The 21,126-nt window shown below is 54.9% G+C and carries 16 protein-coding genes and 1 riboswitch; of the genes, 12 read left to right on the top strand and 4 right to left on the bottom strand.

Annotated elements, in window-relative coordinates; all coding sequences use genetic code 11:
* Positions 1-35 precede the first annotated feature (35 nt).
* On the top strand, positions 36-3,737 hold the full coding sequence (metH, locus tag ACO0U8_RS09420) for a methionine synthase (RefSeq protein WP_421670654.1): 3,702 nt from the start codon (positions 36-38) through the stop codon (positions 3,735-3,737).
* 148 nt (positions 3,738-3,885) lie between these two features.
* Here metH and ACO0U8_RS09415 read toward each other — a convergent pair whose 3' ends face one another.
* Complete coding sequence (locus ACO0U8_RS09415) at positions 3,886-4,596, bottom strand: UTRA domain-containing protein (RefSeq protein WP_421670653.1); 711 nt, start codon at positions 4,594-4,596, stop codon at positions 3,886-3,888.
* 202 nt (positions 4,597-4,798) lie between these two features.
* Here ACO0U8_RS09415 and ACO0U8_RS09410 point away from each other — a divergent pair, with 202 nt between their 5' ends.
* From ACO0U8_RS09410 to ACO0U8_RS09380, 7 genes are all read left to right on the top strand, one after another.
* Positions 4,799-5,857, top strand: coding sequence for an ABC transporter substrate-binding protein (locus ACO0U8_RS09410; RefSeq protein ID WP_421670652.1), 1,059 nt, complete (start codon positions 4,799-4,801; stop codon positions 5,855-5,857).
* Positions 5,858-5,935: 78 nt separating this feature from the next.
* Positions 5,936-6,733, top strand: coding sequence for an alkaline phosphatase family protein (locus ACO0U8_RS09405; protein WP_136375663.1), 798 nt, complete (start codon positions 5,936-5,938; stop codon positions 6,731-6,733).
* A gap of 26 nt (positions 6,734-6,759) precedes the next feature.
* The gene (locus ACO0U8_RS09400) at positions 6,760-7,602 is read left to right on the top strand and encodes an ABC transporter permease (RefSeq protein ID WP_421670651.1); all 843 of its coding nucleotides are present in this window, start codon (positions 6,760-6,762) and stop codon (positions 7,600-7,602) included.
* A 22-nt stretch (positions 7,603-7,624) separates the two neighbouring features.
* Positions 7,625-8,410 (top strand): ABC transporter permease, encoded by a 786-nt coding sequence (locus ACO0U8_RS09395; protein WP_421670650.1) that lies wholly within the window; start codon positions 7,625-7,627, stop codon positions 8,408-8,410.
* Position 8,411: 1 nt separating this feature from the next.
* Positions 8,412-9,404 carry an ABC transporter ATP-binding protein gene (locus tag ACO0U8_RS09390; protein ID WP_056776008.1) on the top strand — a complete coding sequence of 331 codons (993 nt, stop codon included), beginning with the start codon at positions 8,412-8,414 and terminating at the stop codon, positions 9,402-9,404.
* Complete coding sequence (locus tag ACO0U8_RS09385) at positions 9,401-10,057, top strand: HAD family hydrolase (protein ID WP_183848300.1); 657 nt, start codon at positions 9,401-9,403, stop codon at positions 10,055-10,057. The genes ACO0U8_RS09390 and ACO0U8_RS09385 overlap by 4 nt, the downstream gene beginning before the upstream one ends.
* Before the next feature lie 15 nt (positions 10,058-10,072).
* Positions 10,073-11,725 carry a Na/Pi cotransporter family protein gene (locus ACO0U8_RS09380; RefSeq protein WP_414071780.1) on the top strand — a complete coding sequence of 551 codons (1,653 nt, stop codon included), beginning with the start codon at positions 10,073-10,075 and terminating at the stop codon, positions 11,723-11,725.
* Positions 11,726-11,801: 76 nt separating this feature from the next.
* Here the strand turns inward: ACO0U8_RS09380 and panS are convergent, their stop codons facing one another.
* A complete protein-coding gene (gene panS / locus ACO0U8_RS09375) occupies positions 11,802-12,719 on the bottom strand; it encodes a ketopantoate/pantoate/pantothenate transporter PanS (RefSeq protein ID WP_056776016.1) in 918 nt (305 codons plus the stop codon).
* Between the two features lie 90 nt (positions 12,720-12,809).
* Complete coding sequence (gene lysC / locus ACO0U8_RS09370) at positions 12,810-14,201, bottom strand: lysine-sensitive aspartokinase 3 (protein WP_056776018.1); 1,392 nt, start codon at positions 14,199-14,201, stop codon at positions 12,810-12,812.
* Between the two features lie 106 nt (positions 14,202-14,307).
* A riboswitch (Lysine riboswitch) is annotated at positions 14,308-14,499 on the bottom strand.
* A 260-nt stretch (positions 14,500-14,759) separates the two neighbouring features.
* Here lysC and pgi point away from each other — a divergent pair.
* The 4 genes from pgi (at position 14,760) to ubiA (ending at position 18,500) form a co-directional block, all read left to right on the top strand.
* Positions 14,760-16,409: a glucose-6-phosphate isomerase gene (pgi, locus tag ACO0U8_RS09365; protein WP_056776020.1), complete on the top strand. Its 1,650-nt coding sequence runs from the start codon at positions 14,760-14,762 to the stop codon at positions 16,407-16,409.
* Between the two features lie 145 nt (positions 16,410-16,554).
* The gene (gene psiE, locus ACO0U8_RS09360; protein WP_056776022.1) at positions 16,555-16,962 is read left to right on the top strand and encodes a phosphate-starvation-inducible protein PsiE; all 408 of its coding nucleotides are present in this window, start codon (positions 16,555-16,557) and stop codon (positions 16,960-16,962) included.
* A 90-nt stretch (positions 16,963-17,052) separates the two neighbouring features.
* Positions 17,053-17,592, top strand: a complete 540-nt coding sequence (gene ubiC / locus ACO0U8_RS09355; protein WP_056776024.1) for a chorismate lyase — start codon at positions 17,053-17,055, stop codon at positions 17,590-17,592.
* Between the two features lie 41 nt (positions 17,593-17,633).
* Complete coding sequence (gene ubiA / locus ACO0U8_RS09350) at positions 17,634-18,500, top strand: 4-hydroxybenzoate octaprenyltransferase (RefSeq protein WP_421670696.1); 867 nt, start codon at positions 17,634-17,636, stop codon at positions 18,498-18,500.
* Between the two features lie 94 nt (positions 18,501-18,594).
* On the opposite strand, the gene plsB is transcribed toward ubiA, so the two are convergent.
* Positions 18,595-21,075 (bottom strand): glycerol-3-phosphate 1-O-acyltransferase PlsB, encoded by a 2,481-nt coding sequence (gene plsB, locus ACO0U8_RS09345; protein ID WP_056776028.1) that lies wholly within the window; start codon positions 21,073-21,075, stop codon positions 18,595-18,597.
* Between the last annotated feature and the right edge of the window lie 51 nt (positions 21,076-21,126).

Below are 21,126 nucleotides of genomic sequence, written 5' to 3'. Positions count from 1 at the left end.
CGGCGCAGAAATGAACAATTTGCCGGGTGTGCGTGATGGGTGATGAGGTGAAAGTGACTAATCGAGTAGAGGCGCTACATAAGCAGCTGGCACAGCGCATTTTGGTTCTGGACGGTGGTATGGGCACCATGATCCAAAGCTATCGTCTGGAAGAAGAGGACTACCGTGGCGAACGTTTTGCTGACTGGGAAAGCGATCTTAAAGGCAATAATGATCTTCTGGTGCTCTCCAAACCTGAAGTGATCGTCGAGATCCACAATGGCTACCTGGCTGCTGGTGCCGATATCCTCGAAACCAACACCTTTAACTCGACCACCATCGCGATGGCTGACTACCATATGGAATCGCTGTCAGCTGAAATTAACTACGAAGCGGCCCGGCTGGCGCGCCAGTGCGCCGATGAGTGGACCGCCCGCACGCCGGACAAACCGCGTTATGTGGCCGGTGTGTTAGGGCCGACTAACCGTACCGCCTCGATTTCCCCGGATGTGAACGATCCGGCGTATCGCAACGTTTCTTTTGATCAACTGGTCGAAGCCTACCGGGAATCTACCCGCGCGCTGGTTAAAGGTGGCGCGGATTTGATCATGATCGAAACCGTTTTCGACACGCTTAACGCCAAAGCCGCCACCTTTGCGGTAGAAACTGAATTTGAAGCACTGGGCATCGTGCTGCCGGTGATGGTTTCCGGTACCATCACCGACGCCTCCGGACGAACCTTATCAGGCCAGACCACCGAGGCCTTTTACAACTCACTGCGTCACATTAAGCCGCTGACCTTTGGTCTTAACTGCGCACTCGGGCCGGATGAATTGCGCGAATATGTCGCCGAACTATCACGTATCGCGGAATGCTACGTCACCGCCCACCCGAATGCCGGTCTGCCGAACGCCTTTGGTGAGTACGATCTGGAAGCCAAAGAAATGGCGGAGCACATCGGTGAGTGGGCCCGTTCTGGCTTTCTGAACATCGTCGGTGGCTGTTGTGGCACCACGCCCGCGCATATCGCGGCGATGGTGAAAGCCGTAGAAGGCGTGCCGCCGCGCGTTCTGCCTGACATTCCGGTTGCCTGTCGTCTGGCGGGGCTTGAACCGCTGACCATCGATGCGAAAACGCTGTTTGTGAACGTCGGCGAACGAACTAACGTGACCGGTTCCGCCCGTTTTAAGCGGCTGATCAAAGAAGAAAAATACGCAGAAGCGCTCGCCGTCGCCCGCCAGCAGGTGGAAAGCGGCGCGCAAATCATTGATATTAATATGGATGAGGGAATGCTCGACGCGGAAGCGGCGATGGTGCGCTTCCTCAATCTGATTGCCGGTGAACCGGATATTGCCCGTGTGCCGATCATGATCGATTCCTCCAAATGGAACGTCATAGAACAGGGCCTGAAATGCATTCAGGGAAAAGGCATTGTTAACTCGATCTCCATGAAAGAGGGCGAGGAAGCTTTCCTGCATCATGCACGCATGGTTCGCCGCTACGGTGCCGCCGTGGTGGTAATGGCCTTCGATGAAACCGGGCAGGCTGATACCCGCAAACGCAAAATAGAAATCTGCCGTCGTGCCTATAAATTGCTGACAGAGAAAGTCGGCTTTCCGCCGGAAGACATCATTTTCGACCCGAACATTTTTGCGGTCGCCACCGGCATCGAAGAGCACAACAACTATGCTGTCGATTTCATTGAGGCCTGCGCAGATATCAAAGCACAGCTGCCGCACGCGCTGATTTCCGGCGGTGTTTCCAACGTCTCATTCTCGTTTCGCGGTAATGACCACGTTCGCGAAGCCATTCACGCCGTTTTCCTCTATCACGCCATCCAGAACGGTATGGATATGGGGATTGTTAACGCCGGTCAGTTAGCCATTTATGATGATCTCCCGGCTGAACTGCGCGATGCCGTTGAAGACGTGATCCTTAACCGGCGCGACGACGGTACTGAGCGCCTGCTCGATCTGGCGGAGAAATATCGCGGCAATAAAGATGATGGGGAAGCTAATAAGCAGCAGGCCGAATGGCGCGGATGGGATGTAAAAAAACGTCTCGAATACTCGCTGATTAAAGGCATTACCGAGTTTATCGAACTGGATACGGAAGAGTGCCGCCAGCAGGCTGCGCGCCCGATTGAAGTGATCGAAGGGCCGCTGATGGACGGCATGAACGTGGTGGGCGATTTATTCGGCGCCGGTAAAATGTTTCTGCCGCAGGTGGTGAAATCTGCCCGCGTGATGAAGCAGGCCGTGGCTTACCTCGAGCCGTACATTGAAGCCAGCAAAGAGAAAGGCAAAACCAACGGCAAAATCCTGCTGGCTACGGTGAAAGGCGATGTGCATGACATCGGCAAAAATATCGTCGGTGTGGTGTTGCAGTGTAATAACTACGAGATTATTGATCTTGGCGTGATGGTCGCGACTGACAAAATTCTGAAAACGGCCATCGAAGAAAAGGTCGATATCATCGGGCTTTCCGGCCTGATCACACCTTCGCTGGATGAAATGGTGAACGTGGCCAAAGAGATGGAGCGACGTGGCTTCACAATGCCGCTGCTGATTGGCGGCGCAACGACCTCCAAAGCGCACACCGCCGTTAAAATCGAACAAAACTACAGCGGCCCGACGGTCTATGTACAAAACGCCTCGCGTTCAGTGGGCGTGGTGTCTGCGCTGCTGTCCGATGAACAGCGCGACCCTTTCATCGAGCGCACGCGCAAAGAGTACGACACCGTGCGTATTCAGCATGGACGTAAAAAGCCACGCACGCCGCCGGTCAGTCTGGAGGTCGCGCGTGATAACGCCACCACCATTGACTGGGAAAGCTACACGCCGCCGGTGGCGCACCGTCTGGGCGTACAGAAAGTGGAAGCCAGCATTGAAACGCTGCGCAATTACATCGACTGGACGCCGTTCTTTATGACCTGGTCGCTGGCCGGAAAATATCCGCGCATTCTTGAAGACGAAGTGGTCGGCGAAGAGGCGAAGCGCCTGTTTAAAGATGCCAACGACCTGCTCGATAAACTCTCCGCAGAGAAATTACTCAACCCGCGTGGCGTTGTCGGCCTGTTCCCGGCAAACCGCAAGGGCGATGATATTGAGATCTACAGCGATGAGCGTCGTCAGGATGTGCTGGTTGTCAGCCATCATCTGCGCCAGCAAACGGAAAAAACCGATTTTGCCAACTACTGCCTGGCTGACTTTGTCGCCCCGAAATCCAGCGGTAAGAAAGATTACATGGGCGCATTCGCCGTGACCGGCGGGCTGGAGGAAGACGCGCTGGCCGAGGCCTATGACAGGCAGCACGACGACTACAATAAAATCATGATCAAAGCGCTGGCTGACCGCCTGGCGGAGGCCTTTGCGGAATATTTGCATGAGAAAGTGCGTAAGGTGTACTGGGGCTTTGCGGCCAACGAGAACCTGAGCAATGAAGAGCTGATCCGCGAGAATTACCAGGGGATACGCCCGGCGCCGGGTTATCCGGCCTGTCCGGAACATACGGAAAAAGGTCAGATCTGGACGTTGCTGGATGTGGAAGCCAACACCGGCATGCAACTGACCGAATCTTTTGCGATGTGGCCGGGAGCGGCTGTTTCTGGCTGGTACTTCAGCCACCCGGACAGCAAATATTTCGCCGTGGCGCAGATTCAGCGCGATCAGGTCGAAGACTACGCCGCGCGTAAGAATATGCCGGTCGCCGAAGTTGAACGCTGGCTGGCGCCAAACCTGGGTTACGACGCCGACTAACACCCGTCATCCTTCAGGCTGACTTTGCGTTGGCTGCCATCACGAACCCCAGTCACTTTCTAAAGTAAGTGACTGGGTTCCTTCAGTTGCCGCCTTGATTCATCCCGAATGATTCAGGGTATCCCGGCAGTGTTTTTGCCCACTGAAATCAATTCACTTCTACATCAATGTGCAGCGCGTCATAGCGCCAGTATTCCAGATCGCAGTCGATGACCCGATCGTGCTGGTCGCGGTTGGTGCGCGTAATAAACAGCGCCGGACTGCCGGAGGCGACTCTCAGCGCACGTGAAGCTTGCTCGGACAGCAGCGTGGGCACCATATCAAAACGAACCCGTCCGTAATGAATATCATAGCGGGCAGCGTATAAATCTGTCAGAGATGTCGTGAGATCAGCGTCGAGAATACCCTGAAAATACAGCGGATTAAGGTAGTGCTCGACATACAAAACGGGGCGCTTGTCGATATAACGTAACCGGCGGATACAAATCACCTCACTCCCTGATGGCAACAGGAGCTTCTGGCAGACCGTCTCACTGGCAACGCAATATTTCGCATCAATGACTTCGGTTTGCGCATCGCGCCCCTGATCTTTCGCCATCGCGTGAAAATGACTTCTTTGCAACGGGTTATAAACAATGCGCGGCGGTGACACAAACCAGCCGCGCCGGACTTCGCGATAAATCAGCCCCTGCGCTTCGAGCTGGCCCAATGCTTCCCGCAGCGTGATGCGGGTTGTGGAAAAGTGGTCACTCAGCGCACGCTCAGAAGGCAGCCTTCCCTCGGCTGAAAATGCCCCCGTTGCGATACTTTCACTTAACGCCTTACTAATCACGGCAACGGTCGTCTGCGATTCACTCATCGGTCAGCAAGCCTCATTTCAGTGCGTTTTTGCACCAATCCGACCCTTTACTGTGTAAATAATGTGCGCCCGTTAACAGCTGCAAGCTTAAAACTGCTGCTTTTTCACGCTGACATATAATTATCACAATTGATCGTTAGATTGGCTTGGTTCTTGCTGGACTAGACCAGCACTTCACACACTACCATCTGGAGCATCCGTTATGAAACAGTTGTTCGCTTCTGTGTTAACCAGCGCGCTCGTATTGTCCACCTCTGCCGCTTTTGCCGCTGAGCCTCCTGCTGAACTCGTGAAAGCGGCGCAAGCTGAAGGAACTGTAAACAGCGTCGGTATGCCTGATGACTGGGCGAACTGGAAGGGAACCTGGAGTGATTTGAGCACCAAATATGGCCTCAAACACAGCGATACTGACATGAGCTCGGCGCAGGAAATCGCCAAATTCCTCGCGGAAAAAGACAACGCCAGCGCAGATATTGGCGACGTAGGAGCCGCGTTCGGGCCGGTAGCCGTGCAGAAGGGCGTCACCCAGCCTTACAAACCGACCACCTGGGATCAGGTGCCGGACTGGGCGAAAGATAAAGAAGGTATGTGGGCACTCGCTTACACCGGCACCATTGCTTTCATCATTGATAAATCTCAGGTGAAAGATGAGCCGCACAGCTGGGCCGATCTGCTGAACAGTAAATACAAAGTCACTATCGGCGATGTGAGCACCGCAGCGCAGGCCGCCAACGGCGTGCTGGCGGCCACTTACGCCATGGGCGGTAACGAAACTAACCTGAAACCGGGACTGGAATACTTTGGCAAGCTGGCGAAAGCAGGGCGTCTGAGCCTGACTAACCCGGTGATCGCCTCTCTGGAAAAAGGTGAAGTGCAGGTCGGTGTGGTCTGGGACTTCAACGGTCTGAGCTATCGCGACAAAATCGAAAAAACCCGCTTCGACGTGGTGATCCCATCCGATGGTTCCATCACTTCCGGCTATACCACCATCATCAACAAATTCGCCAAACACCCGAACGCCGCCAAACTGGCGCGCGAATACATCTTCTCTGATGCAGGCCAGATCAACTTAGCGCAGGGTTATGCCCGTCCGATCCGTGCCGACCACATCACCCTGCCTGATGATGTGAAAGCCAAACTGCTGCCATCGAGCGAGTACAAAAATGCGCATCCGATTGCGGATACGGCTGCCTGGGATAAGAGCGCTAAAACCTTGCCTCGCCTGTGGCAGGAAAACGTCATGATCAATATGCAGCAGTAAGCGTGGGATCAATAAAATAAAAGCGAACAGCGAAAGCATTGTTTTCATTACAACACCTGCACCAAAGGCAAACGTGTCATGAAGAGCATTCTGGTAGTACTGGACGGCCTGAATTATCAGGTCGGCCACGACGCAATGGGGTATTTACAGGCGCAGTGTGCCGCAGGACGCGGCCGCTTGTATCCGCTGGAATGTGCACTGCCTTCGCTGTCCCGGCCACTGTATGAGTGCATCCTCACCGGCATCACGCCGGTGATGAGCGGTATTGTGAATAATCAGGTTGACCGGTTATCCACACAGCGCAGTATTTTTCATTATGCCCGCGACGCCGGTCTGACGACGGCGGCTGCGGCCTATCACTGGGTCAGTGAGTTGTATAACCGCACGCCGTTCGACCCGCCGAGGGACCGTCATACCAGCGATGACACGCTGGCTATTCAGCACGGTCATTTTTATTACGACGACGTCTACCCGGATTCGCATTTGTTCGACGATGCCGAGAGTCTGCGCCGCCGCCACGATCCTGATTTCCTGCTGATCCACCCGATGAACATTGACGACGCCGGGCATAAATTTGGTCTGTCGACGCCTCAGTACCGCAACAAAGCGCGGACGGCAGACGGCATCCTGTCACGCTATCTGGGCGACTGGCTCGATGCGGGTTATCAGGTCATTGTCACCGCCGACCACGGCATGAACGACGATCGCAGCCACGGCGGGATTTTGCCGGAAGAGCGCCAGGTGCCGTTATTTGTTTTCGGCAGTGCGTTCAGCTTAAAAGACGCCGCGCCTCTGCAAACCGAGCTGTGCGGAACCCTCTGTCAGATCCTCAATATTGCCCACGATAAGCCACACTGCGCGGCATTACTGGCCTGAATCCCGTCACTTTTAAAGGATACCCGATGAAAGCTAAGTGGATTGCAGCGCTGTTTATGCTGCCATTTCTGGTGTTCTTCATTGCCTTTCAGCTGGCGCCGCTGACCTGGATTGCGGTCAGCAGCTTTTACAGTGAAACCTATGAAGCCTGGGGGCTGGGAAATTACACCGACATCCTGACCTCGCCGTTCTATCTGCAGGCCATGCGTTTTTCACTGGATATTTCGATCTGGTCAAGCGTCTACGGTTTGCTGATTGCGTTAGTGGGCAGTTACTCACTTCGCCAGCTCGGCCCGACAAAGCTGCATGACTTCGTGATGTCGTTTACCAACATGACCAGTAACTTTGCGGGCGTCCCGCTGGCCTTTGCCTTTGTGATACTGCTCGGTCTTAACGGCTGCCTGACCCTGCTGCTGCAAAAATACGGGCTGATGGAAAACTTCAATCTGTATTCAAAAAGCGGACTGATCGTTCTCTATACCTATTTTCAGATCCCGCTCGGTGTATTGCTGATGTACCCGGCATTTGATGCGCTGCGCGAAGACTGGCGGGAGTCTGCCGCTTTGCTGGGGGCAGGCCGCTGGAGTTACTGGCGCTACATCGGCATGCCGGTACTGTTTCCGGCGCTGATGGGGACGTTCGTGATTTTGCTCGCCAACGCACTCGGCGCCTACGCCACGGTGTATGCCCTGACCACCGGCAATTTCAACGTTGTGCCGGTGCGAATTGCTGCGCTGGTGTCCGGTGATATTTCCCTCGACCCCAATATGGGCAGTGCGCTGGCGATGTTACTGGTGGTGCTGATGGCCTTTATCACGCTGATCCATCAGTGGTTATTGCGTAAAAGTTATCTCAGTCAGCGCAGCTGATTGCCGGAAAAAGGAACGTAACATGTCGCGGTCTGAAGCAATTTACCACCGTGTGGTGATCTGGATTTTACTGATTTTACTGATGTTGCCGCTGCTGGCGACGCTGGTGTATGCGCTGGTGCAGGAGTGGGGCGCGACGATTTTGCCAAGCGGTTTTACGCTGAAATGGCTGGTGGCGTTATGGAGTGATCCGCGATTTCTTATCGCGCTCTGGCACTCGTTGCTGGTGTGTTTCGGCACGCTTTTCCTCTCGCTGGTGCTGATCCTGCCACTGATGTTTGTGATCGCTTACTATTTCCCTAAGCTCGATGCGCTGATGAATATCCTGATCCTGCTGCCGTTTGCGGTGCCGCCGGTGGTGTCTTCCGTCGGTCTGATGCAGCTCTACTCCGGCGACCCTTTTCCCCTCACCGGGACGCCGTGGATCCTGATTGGCTGTTACTTTACTATCGCGCTGCCGTTTATCTATCGCGCCATCTCCAACAACATGCAGGCCATCAACCTGCGTGACCTGATGGACGCCGCGCATTTGCTGGGAGCCAGCACCTGGAGAGCGGCGCTGCTGGTGGTTTTACCGAACTTACGCAAAGGCGGGATGATCGCAGTCCTGCTTTCTTTCTCCTTCCTGATTGGTGAATTCGTGTTCGCCAACCTGCTGGCAGGCAGCCGTTATGAAACGGTGCAGGTCTATCTTTACAACATGCGTAATGGCAGCGGCCATTTCACCAGCGCGCTGGTCATCTCCTATTTTATGGTCGTCCTGATGTTTACCTGGGTGGCGAACATACTGAACAAAGGAAAGAGCTGATATGTCATATTTGCAGGTCACTCAACTCAACAAATCGTATGGCCCGACGCAGATTTTTCACAACATTGATTTCTCTGCCGAAGAGGGTGAATTTGTGACCCTCCTCGGGCCGAGCGGTTGCGGAAAATCAACGCTGCTGCGCTGTCTGGCCGGCCTGACCTCCGTCGACAGCGGAAAAATTCTGATCCAGGGGCAGGATATTGTGCCATTGCCGCCACAACAGCGCGGCATCGGCATGGTCTTCCAGAGCTATGCGTTGTTTCCCAATATGAGTGTCGAGGCTAACGTGTCTTTTGGCCTGAAAATGCAGAAACTGCCCGCTGCTGAAGTGCATCGCCGCGTCGGCGAGGTGCTGGAACTGGTGGAAATGAGCGATTATGCCAAACGTTATCCGCATCAGCTTTCCGGCGGGCAGTGTCAGCGTGTGGCGCTGGCGCGATCGCTGGTGACGCAGCCGCGTCTGTTGCTGCTCGATGAGCCGCTGTCGGCGCTCGATGCCCGTATCCGTAAGCATTTGCGTGAACAAATCCGCCGTATACAGCGTGAAATGAACCTTACCGCGATCTTTGTCACCCACGATCAGGAAGAAGCGCTGACCATGTCAGACCGGATTGTGCTCATGAACAAAGGACAAATCGTCCAAAATGCCGATGCCGAAACCTTGTATACTGAACCTGTCGATGCGTTCGCCGCAGGCTTTATCGGCAGCTACAATCTGCTGAGCCCTGAACAGGCGATGGCGCTGACCGGCATGACCTACACTGGCCGCGTCGCCATTCGTCCTGAATCGGTCACAATGTGCGAACTGATTGAAGGGATACCGGCAAAAATCCTCAGCCACAGCCTGCTCGGTAACGTTGTGCGCTATCGCGTTTTAGCGCACGGCGTGGAGCTTTCTGTGGATGTTTTAAACCGTTCTGTGGCCTCACTTCGCGCCGACGGCAGCGATATTGGTCTACAGTTAGATCTTGTTACGTTACGGGAAGTTGCATGAAACTGGCGCTGTTTGATCTCGATGAAACCCTGATTAGCGGCGACTGTTCCAGCCTGTGGTCAGCGTATATGGTGGCACAGGGCTGGGTGGCCGATAAACAGGCTTTCCTGCAACAGGACGCCGCCCTGATGCAACAATATGCGGTGGGAAAGATGGATATGCAGGAGTACATGCGATGTACCCTGATGCCACTGACCGGTCGCAGTGAACATGACGTGGCGGCGATGGTTGGCCGGTACGTAGAAGAAATTATCGCACCGCGCATTTATGCGCAGGCGCGTGAGTGTCTGGCCACTCACCGCGCACAGGGGGACCGGACGGTGATTATCTCCGCGTCCGGTGAGCATCTGGTGCGACCGATCGCCCGTTTCCTCGGTGTTGAGGAAACGCTGGCGATCGGCGTAGACATTCAGCATGGCCGCTTTACCGGGGCCACGCAGGGAACGATGACCTATCGCGAGGGCAAGGTTTCGCGATTGTTGGAACTCATCAATCAGGACGCATCCCTGCTGCAACAAGCCAGTTTTTATTCGGATTCTCATAACGATCTGCCGTTACTGACCAAAGTGGGTCAGCCGCATGCAGTGAATCCGGACGCCATCCTGCTCCAGCACGCCCGGCAGGCAGGATGGCCGGTCTATGCCTGGCGTTAATGGAGCTGTTTTTTCGTGTTAACCCTTCTTCATCTGTTATCTGCTGTCTCCCTGCTGGTGTGGGGGACGCACATCGTCCGTACCGGCATCATGCGTGTTTTCGGCGCCAATTTGCGCCGTGTGCTGAGCAGTAGCGTAGAAAAAAAACCGCTGGCCTTTGTGGCCGGTATTGGTGTGACCGCGCTGGTGCAAAGCAGTAATGCCACCGCGCTGCTGGTGACGTCCTTCGTTTCTCAGGGGCTGGTTGCGCTGGCACCAGCGCTGGTGATCATTCTCGGTGCGGATGTCGGTACCGCCGTGATGGCGCGTATCCTGACGTTCGATCTCTCCTGGCTTTCTCCGCTGTTTATCTTCGTCGGCGTGGCGTTTTTCCTCAGCCGTAAACAAACCCGTGCCGGCCAGATGGGGCGCGTCGGTATTGGTCTTGGGCTGATTTTACTGGCGCTTGAACTGATTGTTTCCGCGGCGACGCCGATCATGCAGGCGTCGGGCGTCAAAGTGCTGTTCTCCTCGCTGACCGGTGATGTGCTGCTCGATGCCCTGACCGGCGCGGTTTTTGCCATCATCAGTTACTCCAGTCTGGCAGCCGTTCTTCTGACCGCCACGCTGACGGCGACCGGGGTGATTTCCCTGAAAGTGTCATTGTGCCTGGTGATCGGTGCCAACCTTGGCAGCGGTTTACTGGCGATGATCAACGCCAGCAAAATGAATGCGGCGGGCCGCCGCGTGGCGCTCGGCAGCACCCTGTTTAAACTGATTGGTCTGGTGATTGTGCTGCCGTTTGTCGGGCCGCTCTCGACGCAACTGGCGCGGCTGGGCATTCCGGACGAAGAGCTGGTGATCTATTTCCACATGTTCTACAACCTGATCCGCTGCCTGGCGATGGTGCCACTGACCGCGCCGATGGCCAGAGTGTGCGAGATGATGATTGCTGATGTGCCGGAAGACGATCCGCGCCTGCGCCCGCGCCATCTTGACGTCAGTGCGATTGATACCCCCACGCTGGCGCTGGCCAATGCCGCCCGCGAAACCCTGCGCATGGGCGACGTGGTGGAACACATGCTGATCCTCAACCGGGAAGTTATGCACGGCAAACTGGCACAGGATCGCGAAGTGCGCCGTCTCGATGACGATGTGGACGTGCTGTACACCGCCATCAAACTTTATCTGGCGCAAATCAACAAAGAAGGGCTGGGCGAAGAGGATTCACGCCGCTGGGCTGAAATCATCGAAATGGCGCTCAACCTGGAGCAGGCGGGCGATATTATCGAACGCATGACCGGCGATATTACGGCGAAATCTCATGCCACACGCCGCGCATTTTCCCCTGAAGGGCTGGTGGAACTGGACGCGCTGCACGAAAAACTGCTGGATAACCTGCGCCTGAGCCTCGGGGTGTTCCTGTCGAATGACCTGACCAGCGCCCGTCGTCTGCGCCGTTCTAAACATCGTTTCCGTATTCTCGACCGCCGTTATGCGCACGCGCACGTTGACCGCCTGCATCAGCATAACGTGCAGAGTATCGAAACCAGTTCGCTGCACCTTGGCCTGCTGGGCGACATGAAGCGTCTGAATTCGTTGTTCTGTGCGGTCGCGTATAACGTGCTGGATCAGGACGAGCAGGAAGATGAACAGCGTGAACCGAATGATGAGATGAAACGGGTTTAATATCCGCTTTCATGAGTAAAAAAAACGGGCGCTGAGGAAGGCGCCCGTTTTTTATTGCTCTTTTAAGCGTCTGAAATCAGTCTTTTTTGACCGGTTTACCCGACCAGTAACCGGCCAGCAACGAACCTGACAGGTTATGCCAGACCGAGAACAGGGCGCCTGGCAACGCGGCCAGCGGGGAGAAGTACATTTTCCCGAGCGTCGCGGCCAAACCCGAGTTCTGCATACCGACTTCCATCGCCAGCGTGCGGCAGGTGGTTTCGTCAAAGCCAAACAGCTTCCCGCCCCAGTACCCGCTCAGCAGACCGATACCGTTGTGCAGAATCACCGCCACAATCACCACTAAACCTACGGAACCGATAAAGCCCTGACTTCCGGCCACTACGGCGCTGATGATGGCGATGATGCACACCATGGAAAACAGCGGCAGCAGCGGTTCGATGCGTTTCACGATTTTCGTGAACAGATGATGAATGATAAGGCCGGCCAAAATCGGGATAACCACGATCTGCAAAATGCTCAGCAACATGCCTTCCACATCCACTTTGATGTGCGTATCCACATATAAGCGCGTCAGCAGTGGCGTGGCGAAAACGCCGACCAGCGTGGAAACCGCAGAAATGGTCACGGAAAGCGCGACGTCACCTTTCGCCAGATAAATCATCACGTTGGATGCCGTACCGCTGGCAACGCTGCCTACCAGAATCATGCCGGCAGATAAATCCGCGGGCATGTGGAACAGTTTTGCCAGTACCCAGGCCGCCAGCGGCATGATCAGATAATGCAGGAAGGTGGCGGCGGCTACCGGGCCGGGGCGGGAAAGGACGCGTTTGAAATCCCCGAATTCAAGGGTGACGCCCATCGCGAACATAATCAGCATCAGCAGGGTAGACACATGGGGGCCGATAGGCGTGAAGGTGGTCGGCGAAAAATAGGCCGCGACGGATAACAGCACGGCCCACAGCGGAAACAGGCGGGTGATTATGGCTAACATTGAGGATGATCCTTGTCTTTGTTGTTTTGCAAAAGTACCGACAAAAAAAAGACCGGGCACAAGGCCCGGTCTTCTCAGATACCGCGCCCGTTATTGTTCGAATAGGTTGCGGTGCAGAGTTTTAACGACCTGATCGGCATCGCTGCCCGGCACCAGGAAGCACAGGTTATAGCTGCTCGCGCCGTAACAAATCATGCGGATATTGAACGGATCCAATACACCGAACACTTCTTTGCCCACGCCGCAGGCCTGCGACAGTTTGTTGCCGATAATGGCGATCAGCGCCAGATTCTCTTCCACTTCAACACGACACAGTGACGACAGTTCAGTCAGCAACGACGTGGTCAGCAGGCTGGCATCAGAAGACGTCGAGCCGGTGGTGTCGAGGGTCAGCGCCACGCTGACCTCAGAGGTGGTGATCAAATCAACGGAAATATTGTGGCGCGCCAGAATACCAAACACGTCGGCGAGGAAACCGCGTGAATGCAACATGCTCAGGCTGTGCAGTGTCACCAGCGTCTGCCGGCGACGCAGGGCAATGGCACGGAACAGCGGCGGGTTATCGGAGGTATCACACACCAGAGTGCCGCCGCCCGAAGGATCTTTGCTGGAGCCGACAAACACCGGAATGCCGCGACGTACCGCAGGCAGCAAGGTGGCCGGGTGCAGAACTTTGGCGCCGAAGGTCGCCATTTCCGCCGCTTCTTCAAACGCAATACGATCTATACGTTTTGCCGCCGGAACCAGACGCGGGTCAGTGGTGTAAATACCCGGTACGTCAGTCCAGATATCGACGCGCACAGCCCCCAGCGCTTCGCCCAGCAATGCGGCGGTGTAATCGCTGCCGCCACGGCCCAGCGTGGTGGTGCGGCCTTTGCCTTCCGAGCCGATAAAGCCCTGGGTGATCACCAGCGCATTCTGTAAACGTGGCTGCAATTGCTGAAGGGTCAGGTCGGTGAGCGCCTGCGTGTCCGGCTCTGCGCGGCCGAAATGGTCGCTGGTGCGCATGACTTTACGCACATCAAACCATTCCACGGGCACGTTGCGCTGGCGTACGATTTCAACAAACAGCAGGGTGGACATCAGTTCGCCGTGGCTGACCAGTTCGTCGGTCAGCGCGGTGGACGTCGCGAGGCTCGCCGCTTCTGACAGCATCGCAATATTTTCCAGCATGCGGCCAATTTCTTCACGAATAACCGTGGGGTTATCGAGACGATCAATAATGGCATTCTGGATACGGCGGATTTCATCAAGCAGGAACACGCGGCGCTCGGTTTCTTTACCGACGGCCAGCTCGACTAATAAATTGGTGACGCCCGCAGAGGCGGAGAGAACGACCAGACGAACTTCAGGGCGCGCAAGAACGATGTCTGCGCTGCGGTTCATCGCGTCGAAATCCGCCACGCTGGTACCGCCGAATTTGGCGACGATGACGCTGCCAAAAGGCTGTGGGTTGGCGTTGCGGGATGCTGCGTAATTCATGTAAAACCTCATGTCCGGGCCATCAACATCGTGACAGCCAGCTAATCCATAAGAATTGGCACAAGGGGAGAGCGGGAAACGGGGGCAGACGTAGAGATACTACGATACACCCAGAAGCGCCCCACCATGCCAATACCCTTTTTCGGGTATGTCGGTGACAACCCAGAGGATTCAGCCCCTGTGGTCGATCGTCTGCCTGCCGTCAGCATCTGACCTCGGCGCCGCTCCCCCTGATGCACCTTCGCAGGATTTCGGCTCCTCCGGTACACTGCCTGGGCGACGCGCCTCTTCTGGCTCACGCATACCCCGGCGACGTGAATGATTTCGGGGATAAGCTATGCGTAAGTTAGGTGCTTAGGAATAACGGGTTATGGCGCGTCTGTCAACGGTCTGACGGCTTAGCGCGCCACATTTTGAGCGATTGTCATCTAATATTGTTCTCAGTCATTGTGAATCCACAGATCTGGCCTATCGCAAGAAAAGGCATCTCATCTCGGGAAGTTCAGGATACAATCGGGACAGTTACCTCATATTTATTCTCAGCCTAAGAGCATTGCTATGAAAAATATCAATCCAACTCAGACCGCTGCCTGGCAAGCCCTGCAGCAGCATTTCGACACGATGAAAGATGTGCAGATTAGCCATCTGTTTGCTGAAGATGGTGATCGTTTCTCGAAGTTCTCTGCCACTTTTGAAGACCAGATGTTGGTCGATTTCTCTAAAAACCGCATCACTTCAGAAACTCTGGATAAGCTGCAAGCCCTGGCCAAAGAGACTGATCTTCAGGGTGCAATCAAATCGATGTTCTCTGGCGAGAAGATCAACCGCACCGAAGACCGCGCTGTTCTGCACGTTGCCCTGCGTAACCGCAGCAACACGCCGATTGTGGTCGATGGCAAAGATGTCATGCCGGAAGTGAACGCCGTGCTGGCGAAGATCAAAGGCTTCACCGAGCGCGTAATCGGTGGCGACTGGAAAGGCTATACCGGTAAAGCGATCACTGACATCGTGAACATCGGTATCGGCGGTTCTGACCTCGGCCCGTTCATGGTGACCGAAGCGCTGCGCCCTTACAAAAACCATCTGAATATGCATTTCGTCTCCAACGTTGACGGCACGCACATCGCCGAAACGCTGAAAGACCTGTCGCCGGAAACCACGCTGTTCCTGGTGGCGTCAAAAACCTTCACCACGCAAGAAACCATGACCAACGCCCACAGCGCGCGTGACTGGTTCCTGAAAACGGCGGGCGATGATAAACACGTGGCGAAACACTTCGCGGCGCTGTCTACCAACGGCAAAGCTGTGGGTGAGTTTGGTATCGACACCGACAACATGTTCGAATTCTGGGACTGGGTCGGCGGCCGTTACTCTCTGTGGTCTGCAATCGGCCTGTCTATCGCATTGTCCGTAGGTTTCGAAAACTTCGAACAACTGCTGAGCGGTGCTCACGCGATGGATAACCACTTCGCCAATACCCCTGCAGAGAAAAACCTGCCGGTTCTGCTGGCGCTGATCGGTATCTGGTACAACGATTTCTACGGCACTGAAACCGAAGCCATCCTGCCATACGATCAGTACATGCACCGTTTTGCGGCGTACTTCCAGCAAGGCAACATGGAATCTAACGGTAAATTCGTTGACCGTAACGGCAACCCGGTGGATTACCAGACAGGCCCGATCATCTGGGGTGAGCCGGGTACCAATGGTCAGCACGCGTTCTATCAGCTGATCCACCAGGGTACCAAAATCATTCCTTGTGACTTCATCGCGCCGGCTGTCAGCCACAACGCGCTGAGCGATCATCACGCGAAACTGCTGTCTAACTTCTTTGCTCAGACAGAAGCGCTGGCATTTGGTAAATCTCTGGACGTGGTTGAGAAAGAATTCGCCGACCAGGGTAAAAAACCGGAAGACGTTAAACACGTCGCGCCGTTTAAAGTGTTCGAAGGTAACCGTCCGACCAACTCCATCCTGCTGCGTGAAATCACGCCATACAGCCTGGGTGCGTTGATCGCGATGTACGAGCACAAAATCTTTACTCAGGGCGCTATCCTGAACATCTACACCTTCGACCAATGGGGCGTAGAACTGGGCAAACAGCTGGCAAACCGTATTCTGCCAGAGCTGGAAGGCGACAAAGACGTGACCGGCCATGACAGTTCAACCAATGGTCTGATCAACCGCTTCAAAAACTGGCGTGCATAAGTCTTTAGCAAAGTCGTAAATCGCTAAAGTCCGCCAAAATAAAAGGGTTAGCCGTAACAGGCTGACCCTTTTTTAATGCCGCTTTTACTGTGCGGACTCTGTGGTATTCTGCGGGTATTAATAACAAAAGTGGGATGTAGATCACATGGCAGGATCAAAACGTGCAACGATGATATCGGTCATCATGCAGCGAATTTTGAACGTTTTTTTATTAGGGCTGGCGGCGATCCTGATGATTTTTATCGGGCGCGAAACCTATCATCTGGCAATGGTACTGTTCGTGAATAACGATCAGTCATCGTCATATCTTCTGATAGAGGGGATTGTCATTTACTTCCTCTATTTCGAGTTTATCGCGCTGATTATCAAGTATTTTTCATCGGGCTATCACTTCCCGTTGCGCTATTTTATTTATATCGGCATCACGGCAATTATCCGCCTGATTATTGTTGACCACAAAAGTCCTTATGACACGCTGGTTTACGCCTGCGCGATTTTGGTTCTGGTTGTGACGCTGTTCCTGGCCAACAGTGAGCGTCTGCGCCGCGAGTAAAATGATGCGATTACTGCCTCGCATTCATGCGTTAGAATACGAGGCAGATAATTCATTGGAGGTATGAATACCTCCATTACGGAGCCGTTGATGTCTGATTCCCATTCCCCTGCACAACCCCCGATTCACTGGTTTAACGACCCGACAGATGTCCCTGCGGATGTTGCTGACTGGCTGATGGAAATGGGATCCATGACCCGTCGCTTTGAAAAACAGGGTGTTACTGTCACCGTTAAACCTCAAAATGAGTGTTTTGTGACCCGCGCAGAGCTTGGCGAAAGTGAAGCGCAGCAACTCCCGGAAAGCGCCCGTTACTGGGTTCGGGAAATTGTGCTGTTCGGTGATGCCGAGCCGTGGTTGCTCGGACGCACCGTGATCCCCGAAGAGACACTGACCGGGCCGGATTTGGCGCTGGTTGATCTCGGCACCGTGCCGCTTGGACGCTACCTGTTTAGCGGCAATAATCTGACCCGCGATTACATTCATCTCGGGCAGTTACAGAGTGAGCGGGGCGATCTGTGGGCGCGCCGCTCGCGTCTGCGCCTTTCTGATAAACCGCTGCTGCTGACGGAAATCTTCCTGCCAGATTCACCGGTTCACCGCCCAGAGGGCAAAGTGAGCGGGACATGACCCAAACTAATCAACAAGGAGAACAGAGAGTGTCCGCAAGTATGCCGCAGGGTACCTGGCGTGATTATTGCCGTCTGATGCGTATTGATAAGCCCATCGGTTCGCTGTTGCTGCTGTGGCCGACGTTGTGGGCGCTGTGGCTGGCCGGTGGCGGCATGCCTTCGGCTAAAATTCTCGTGGTGTTTGTGCTTGGGGTCTTCTTCATGCGCGCCGCCGGCTGTGTGGTGAATGATTACGCCGATCGCAAAATCGACGGCCACGTCAAACGCACTGCCAACCGCCCGCTGCCGAGCGGGACTATCAGCAGTATGCAGGCCAAAATGTTGTTTGTCGGGCTGGTGCTGGTGTCTTTCCTGCTGGTTCTGCTGCTCAACCGCATGACGATATTGTTATCTCTGGCCGGGCTGGCGCTGGCGTGGGTGTATCCGTTCATGAAGCGTGTCAGCCATTTACCGCAGTTTGTATTGGGTGCGGCTTTTGGCTGGGCGATCCCGATGGGGTACGCCGCCGTCAGTGAGACGCTACCGCTGAGCTGCTGGTTATTATTCCTTGCGAATATCTGCTGGACGGTGGCCTACGACACGCAATATGCGATGGTTGATCGCGATGATGATGTGAAAATCGGTGTGAAATCCACGGCAATTCTGTTTGGTCGTTTTGACACGCTGATTATCGGATTGCTGCAACTGGCGACGCTGGTTCTGATGGCCGTTGTCGGGCATCTTTCACAGCTTGGCGCGCCATTCTACTGGTCGCTGCTGCTGGCCGCTGCGCTGTTTGTCCATCAGCAAAAGTTGATTGCCAAACGTGAGCGTGACGCCTGTTTTCTGGCCTTCCGCCAGAATAACTACGTGGGCCTGGTGCTGTTCCTCGGTATTCTGATGAGCCTGCAGGCGTTCACTTTCTAAGTTTTCAGCCAGAAGAGCGCGCATAAAAAACGCCCGGACTTTTACAGAGTCCGGGCGTTTTGTTTTCTGCCATTCATCGCGTTACTGCGGGCGATCAGTGGTCAGTGTCGCGCACATCCATCTTAGGCTCAGCCGGAGGTTCCGTTGGCTGTGGCAGCTCTGAAGGCATACCGGCGCTCTCGATAGTGAGTTTGATATCCGGCGTCATCAGGTCACTCAGCATGATGTAAATCTCACGCGTTTGTTCCTGAATCGCATCCCCGCTGTCGCTGATATAGCCTTCTGCGCGCAGAGTGCCGACCAGCGTCGAGAAGACGGCTTTATCGAAGAACTCAGGGGCATTGATGCCGTGCAGCACCGACAGGCGCTGAGCCATAATCCGGCTCTCTTTTTCCAGCGCACCACGGTTGATGCTTGGATTCGTGGTGAGCAGGGAGAAGGTGATCGCATAACGTTGCAGCGTTTCACGCACACCCGCAGCCAGCAGTTGCAGCGTGCGGATACGCGCCGGGTTCAGCGATAACTCATCATCTTCCAGATGAATAATCTGCTGACGTGCCAGCTCAAGCGTCAGCACATCCAGCACCTGCGGCAGCTCGGCTTTGTCGAAATGCATAAACAGTTCAGCTTTCAGCATCGGATAAATCAGCTCAACCTGACGCAGTAATTCCGCGCGGCTAACCTGACGATGGTGCATCACAATGCTCGAAATCAGCGACGGCAACACCAGCATATGATGGATGTTGTTGCGGTAATACGTCATCAGCACGGCCTGTTCACGCGGCAGAACGATGATGTCGCCAATGTTATCTTTTTCGACCTGGAACTTGTTCATGTTCAGCGCGTGATCGAGCAACTGATTAGCGGTCAGATCAGGCACGGTCGAATCCGCGTTATACGGCACATTGCGCAGCAATTGCAGATAACAGTCGATCTGTTCGGTCAGCTGTTCGCGGGTCAGTGAGCGCTGACGCGATGCCAGCAGCGCGGTGCAACACAGGTTCATGGCGTTAGCCGCCGCTGAGTTGTTGATACGCACCATAATCTGCTCAGCCAGATCCTGCACCGTTGGCGTCAGCCAGCTCGGACGTTGCGCTTCAATAGGGTCGATCGCTTCACGCCAGGTTGGTACGTTCTGGTTCAGATAAGTGGTCAGATGCAGCGGCTCGCCGAAGTTCACATAACCCTGGCCGAGGTTGCGCAGTTTACGCAGGCCATTGAGCATCTGGGTCAGGCTCTCTTTTTCTTTGGTCGCGCCGCGCAACTCTTTGGCGTAAGTGCCCACTTCCATCACGTGCTCGTAACCGATGTAAATCGGCACCAGCGTAATCGGACGTGAACCGCCGCGCAGCATGGCCTGAATGGTCATTGCCAGCGTACCTGTTTTTGGCTCCAGCAGGCGTCCGGTGCGTGAACGGCCCCCTTCCACAAAATATTCGACTGAATAACCGCGGCTGAACAGTTCGCCCAGATATTCGCGGAAAACGGTCGAATACAGTTTGTTGCCTTTAAAGGTACGGCGAATGAAGAACGCGCCCAGACGGCGGAAAATCGGGCCGGCTGGCCAGAAATTCAGGTTGATACCGGCAGCAATGTGCGGTGGCACCAGCCCCTGGTGATAAAGCACGTAAGACAACAGCAGGTAATCCATGTGGCTGCGGTGGCAGGGCACATACACGATTTCCTGTCCGTCTTGCGCTAACTGGCGTACGCGCTCGGCATTGTTGACGTTGATGCCCTTATACAGGCGGTTCCACGTCCAGCTCAGCACGCGGTCAGAAAGGCGCACGGCTTCATAAGAGAAGTTTGCGGCAATTTCCTCCATCAGTGCGATAGCGTTTTGCTGGGCTTTTTCATGAGAAATTTTCTTGCTGCGCGCTTCGTCTTCAATCGCTTTTTCGATGGCTTTAGAGGCCAGCAGCTTATTGAACAAATCCTGACGGGCAGGAAGACGAGGACCGACGGCCGCCAGACGCAGACGGGAGAAGTGCATACGCGCTACGCGGGCCAGTTTCTGCGCGATGGTTTTATCCGTCCCGTGCTCGGTCGCCATGTAGCGCAACGAAACGGTATTGGAGAAACGGACAAAACTGTCGCGGCCCAGCCACAATACGGCGAAGAATTTCTGGATCCCGTTCAGCACGCGCAGATGCGGCGTGTCCTGACCTTCACGGCCTGGTGCCCGACCGAACATCACCGACACCGGCAACATCTGAATGTCTAATTCCGGGTTATTGCGGTGCAGGTCCAGATAGTCATGGAACAGCTTTACGGATTCCTGCTTCGGCGTGTAATACGAGAACACGCGCGGGCCTTCCGCGATAAACACGTGGCTTGGCAGCAGCGTTCCGTCGATATCCAGCGGGATCAGGGGATCGGGCAAATTCTGGGCGAGACACTGCGCACGCAGGGTCAGCAAATCTGCTTTGGAGTTATAAGGTAATACGTACAGGATCGGGCGCGTCGGGTCTAAGTGCAACTCGGTAACCGGATCTGTAGGTATGACTTTGCTCTTTACCAGCATCGAAAGCGGTAAATTCAATAATGTGTAATAAAGTCTACGCCAACCTGACATAAAAACGTGAAGCCTCTTGTTAGCCATTTCGCCGCAAGGATACCAGAAAGC

Origin of the sequence: Rahnella sp. EDr1-12, assembly GCF_049206505.1 — a bacterium.
GTDB classification, from domain to species: Bacteria; Pseudomonadota; Gammaproteobacteria; order Enterobacterales; family Enterobacteriaceae; genus Rahnella; species Rahnella rivi.
This window is presented reverse-complemented; position numbering and strand designations above follow the sequence as displayed.

What these genes read in the sequence shown, in the direction of transcription:
- metH (WP_421670654.1), top strand. Translation starts at nt 36, where the DNA reads ATGGGTGATGAGGTGAAAGTGACTAATCGAGTAGAGGCGCTACATAAG.
- ACO0U8_RS09415 (WP_421670653.1), bottom strand. Translation starts at nt 4,596, where the DNA reads ATGAGTGAATCGCAGACGACCGTTGCCGTGATTAGTAAGGCGTTAAGT.
- ACO0U8_RS09410 (WP_421670652.1), top strand. Translation starts at nt 4,799, where the DNA reads ATGAAACAGTTGTTCGCTTCTGTGTTAACCAGCGCGCTCGTATTGTCC.
- ACO0U8_RS09405 (WP_136375663.1), top strand. Translation starts at nt 5,936, where the DNA reads ATGAAGAGCATTCTGGTAGTACTGGACGGCCTGAATTATCAGGTCGGC.
- ACO0U8_RS09400 (WP_421670651.1), top strand. Translation starts at nt 6,760, where the DNA reads ATGAAAGCTAAGTGGATTGCAGCGCTGTTTATGCTGCCATTTCTGGTG.
- ACO0U8_RS09395 (WP_421670650.1), top strand. Translation starts at nt 7,625, where the DNA reads ATGTCGCGGTCTGAAGCAATTTACCACCGTGTGGTGATCTGGATTTTA.
- ACO0U8_RS09390 (WP_056776008.1), top strand. Translation starts at nt 8,412, where the DNA reads ATGTCATATTTGCAGGTCACTCAACTCAACAAATCGTATGGCCCGACG.
- ACO0U8_RS09385 (WP_183848300.1), top strand. Translation starts at nt 9,401, where the DNA reads ATGAAACTGGCGCTGTTTGATCTCGATGAAACCCTGATTAGCGGCGAC.
- panS (WP_056776016.1), bottom strand. Translation starts at nt 12,719, where the DNA reads ATGTTAGCCATAATCACCCGCCTGTTTCCGCTGTGGGCCGTGCTGTTA.
- lysC (WP_056776018.1), bottom strand. Translation starts at nt 14,201, where the DNA reads ATGAATTACGCAGCATCCCGCAACGCCAACCCACAGCCTTTTGGCAGC.
- pgi (WP_056776020.1), top strand. Translation starts at nt 14,760, where the DNA reads ATGAAAAATATCAATCCAACTCAGACCGCTGCCTGGCAAGCCCTGCAG.
- psiE (WP_056776022.1), top strand. Translation starts at nt 16,555, where the DNA reads ATGGCAGGATCAAAACGTGCAACGATGATATCGGTCATCATGCAGCGA.
- ubiC (WP_056776024.1), top strand. Translation starts at nt 17,053, where the DNA reads ATGTCTGATTCCCATTCCCCTGCACAACCCCCGATTCACTGGTTTAAC.
- ubiA (WP_421670696.1), top strand. Translation starts at nt 17,634, where the DNA reads ATGCCGCAGGGTACCTGGCGTGATTATTGCCGTCTGATGCGTATTGAT.
- plsB (WP_056776028.1), bottom strand. Translation starts at nt 21,075, where the DNA reads ATGTCAGGTTGGCGTAGACTTTATTACACATTATTGAATTTACCGCTT.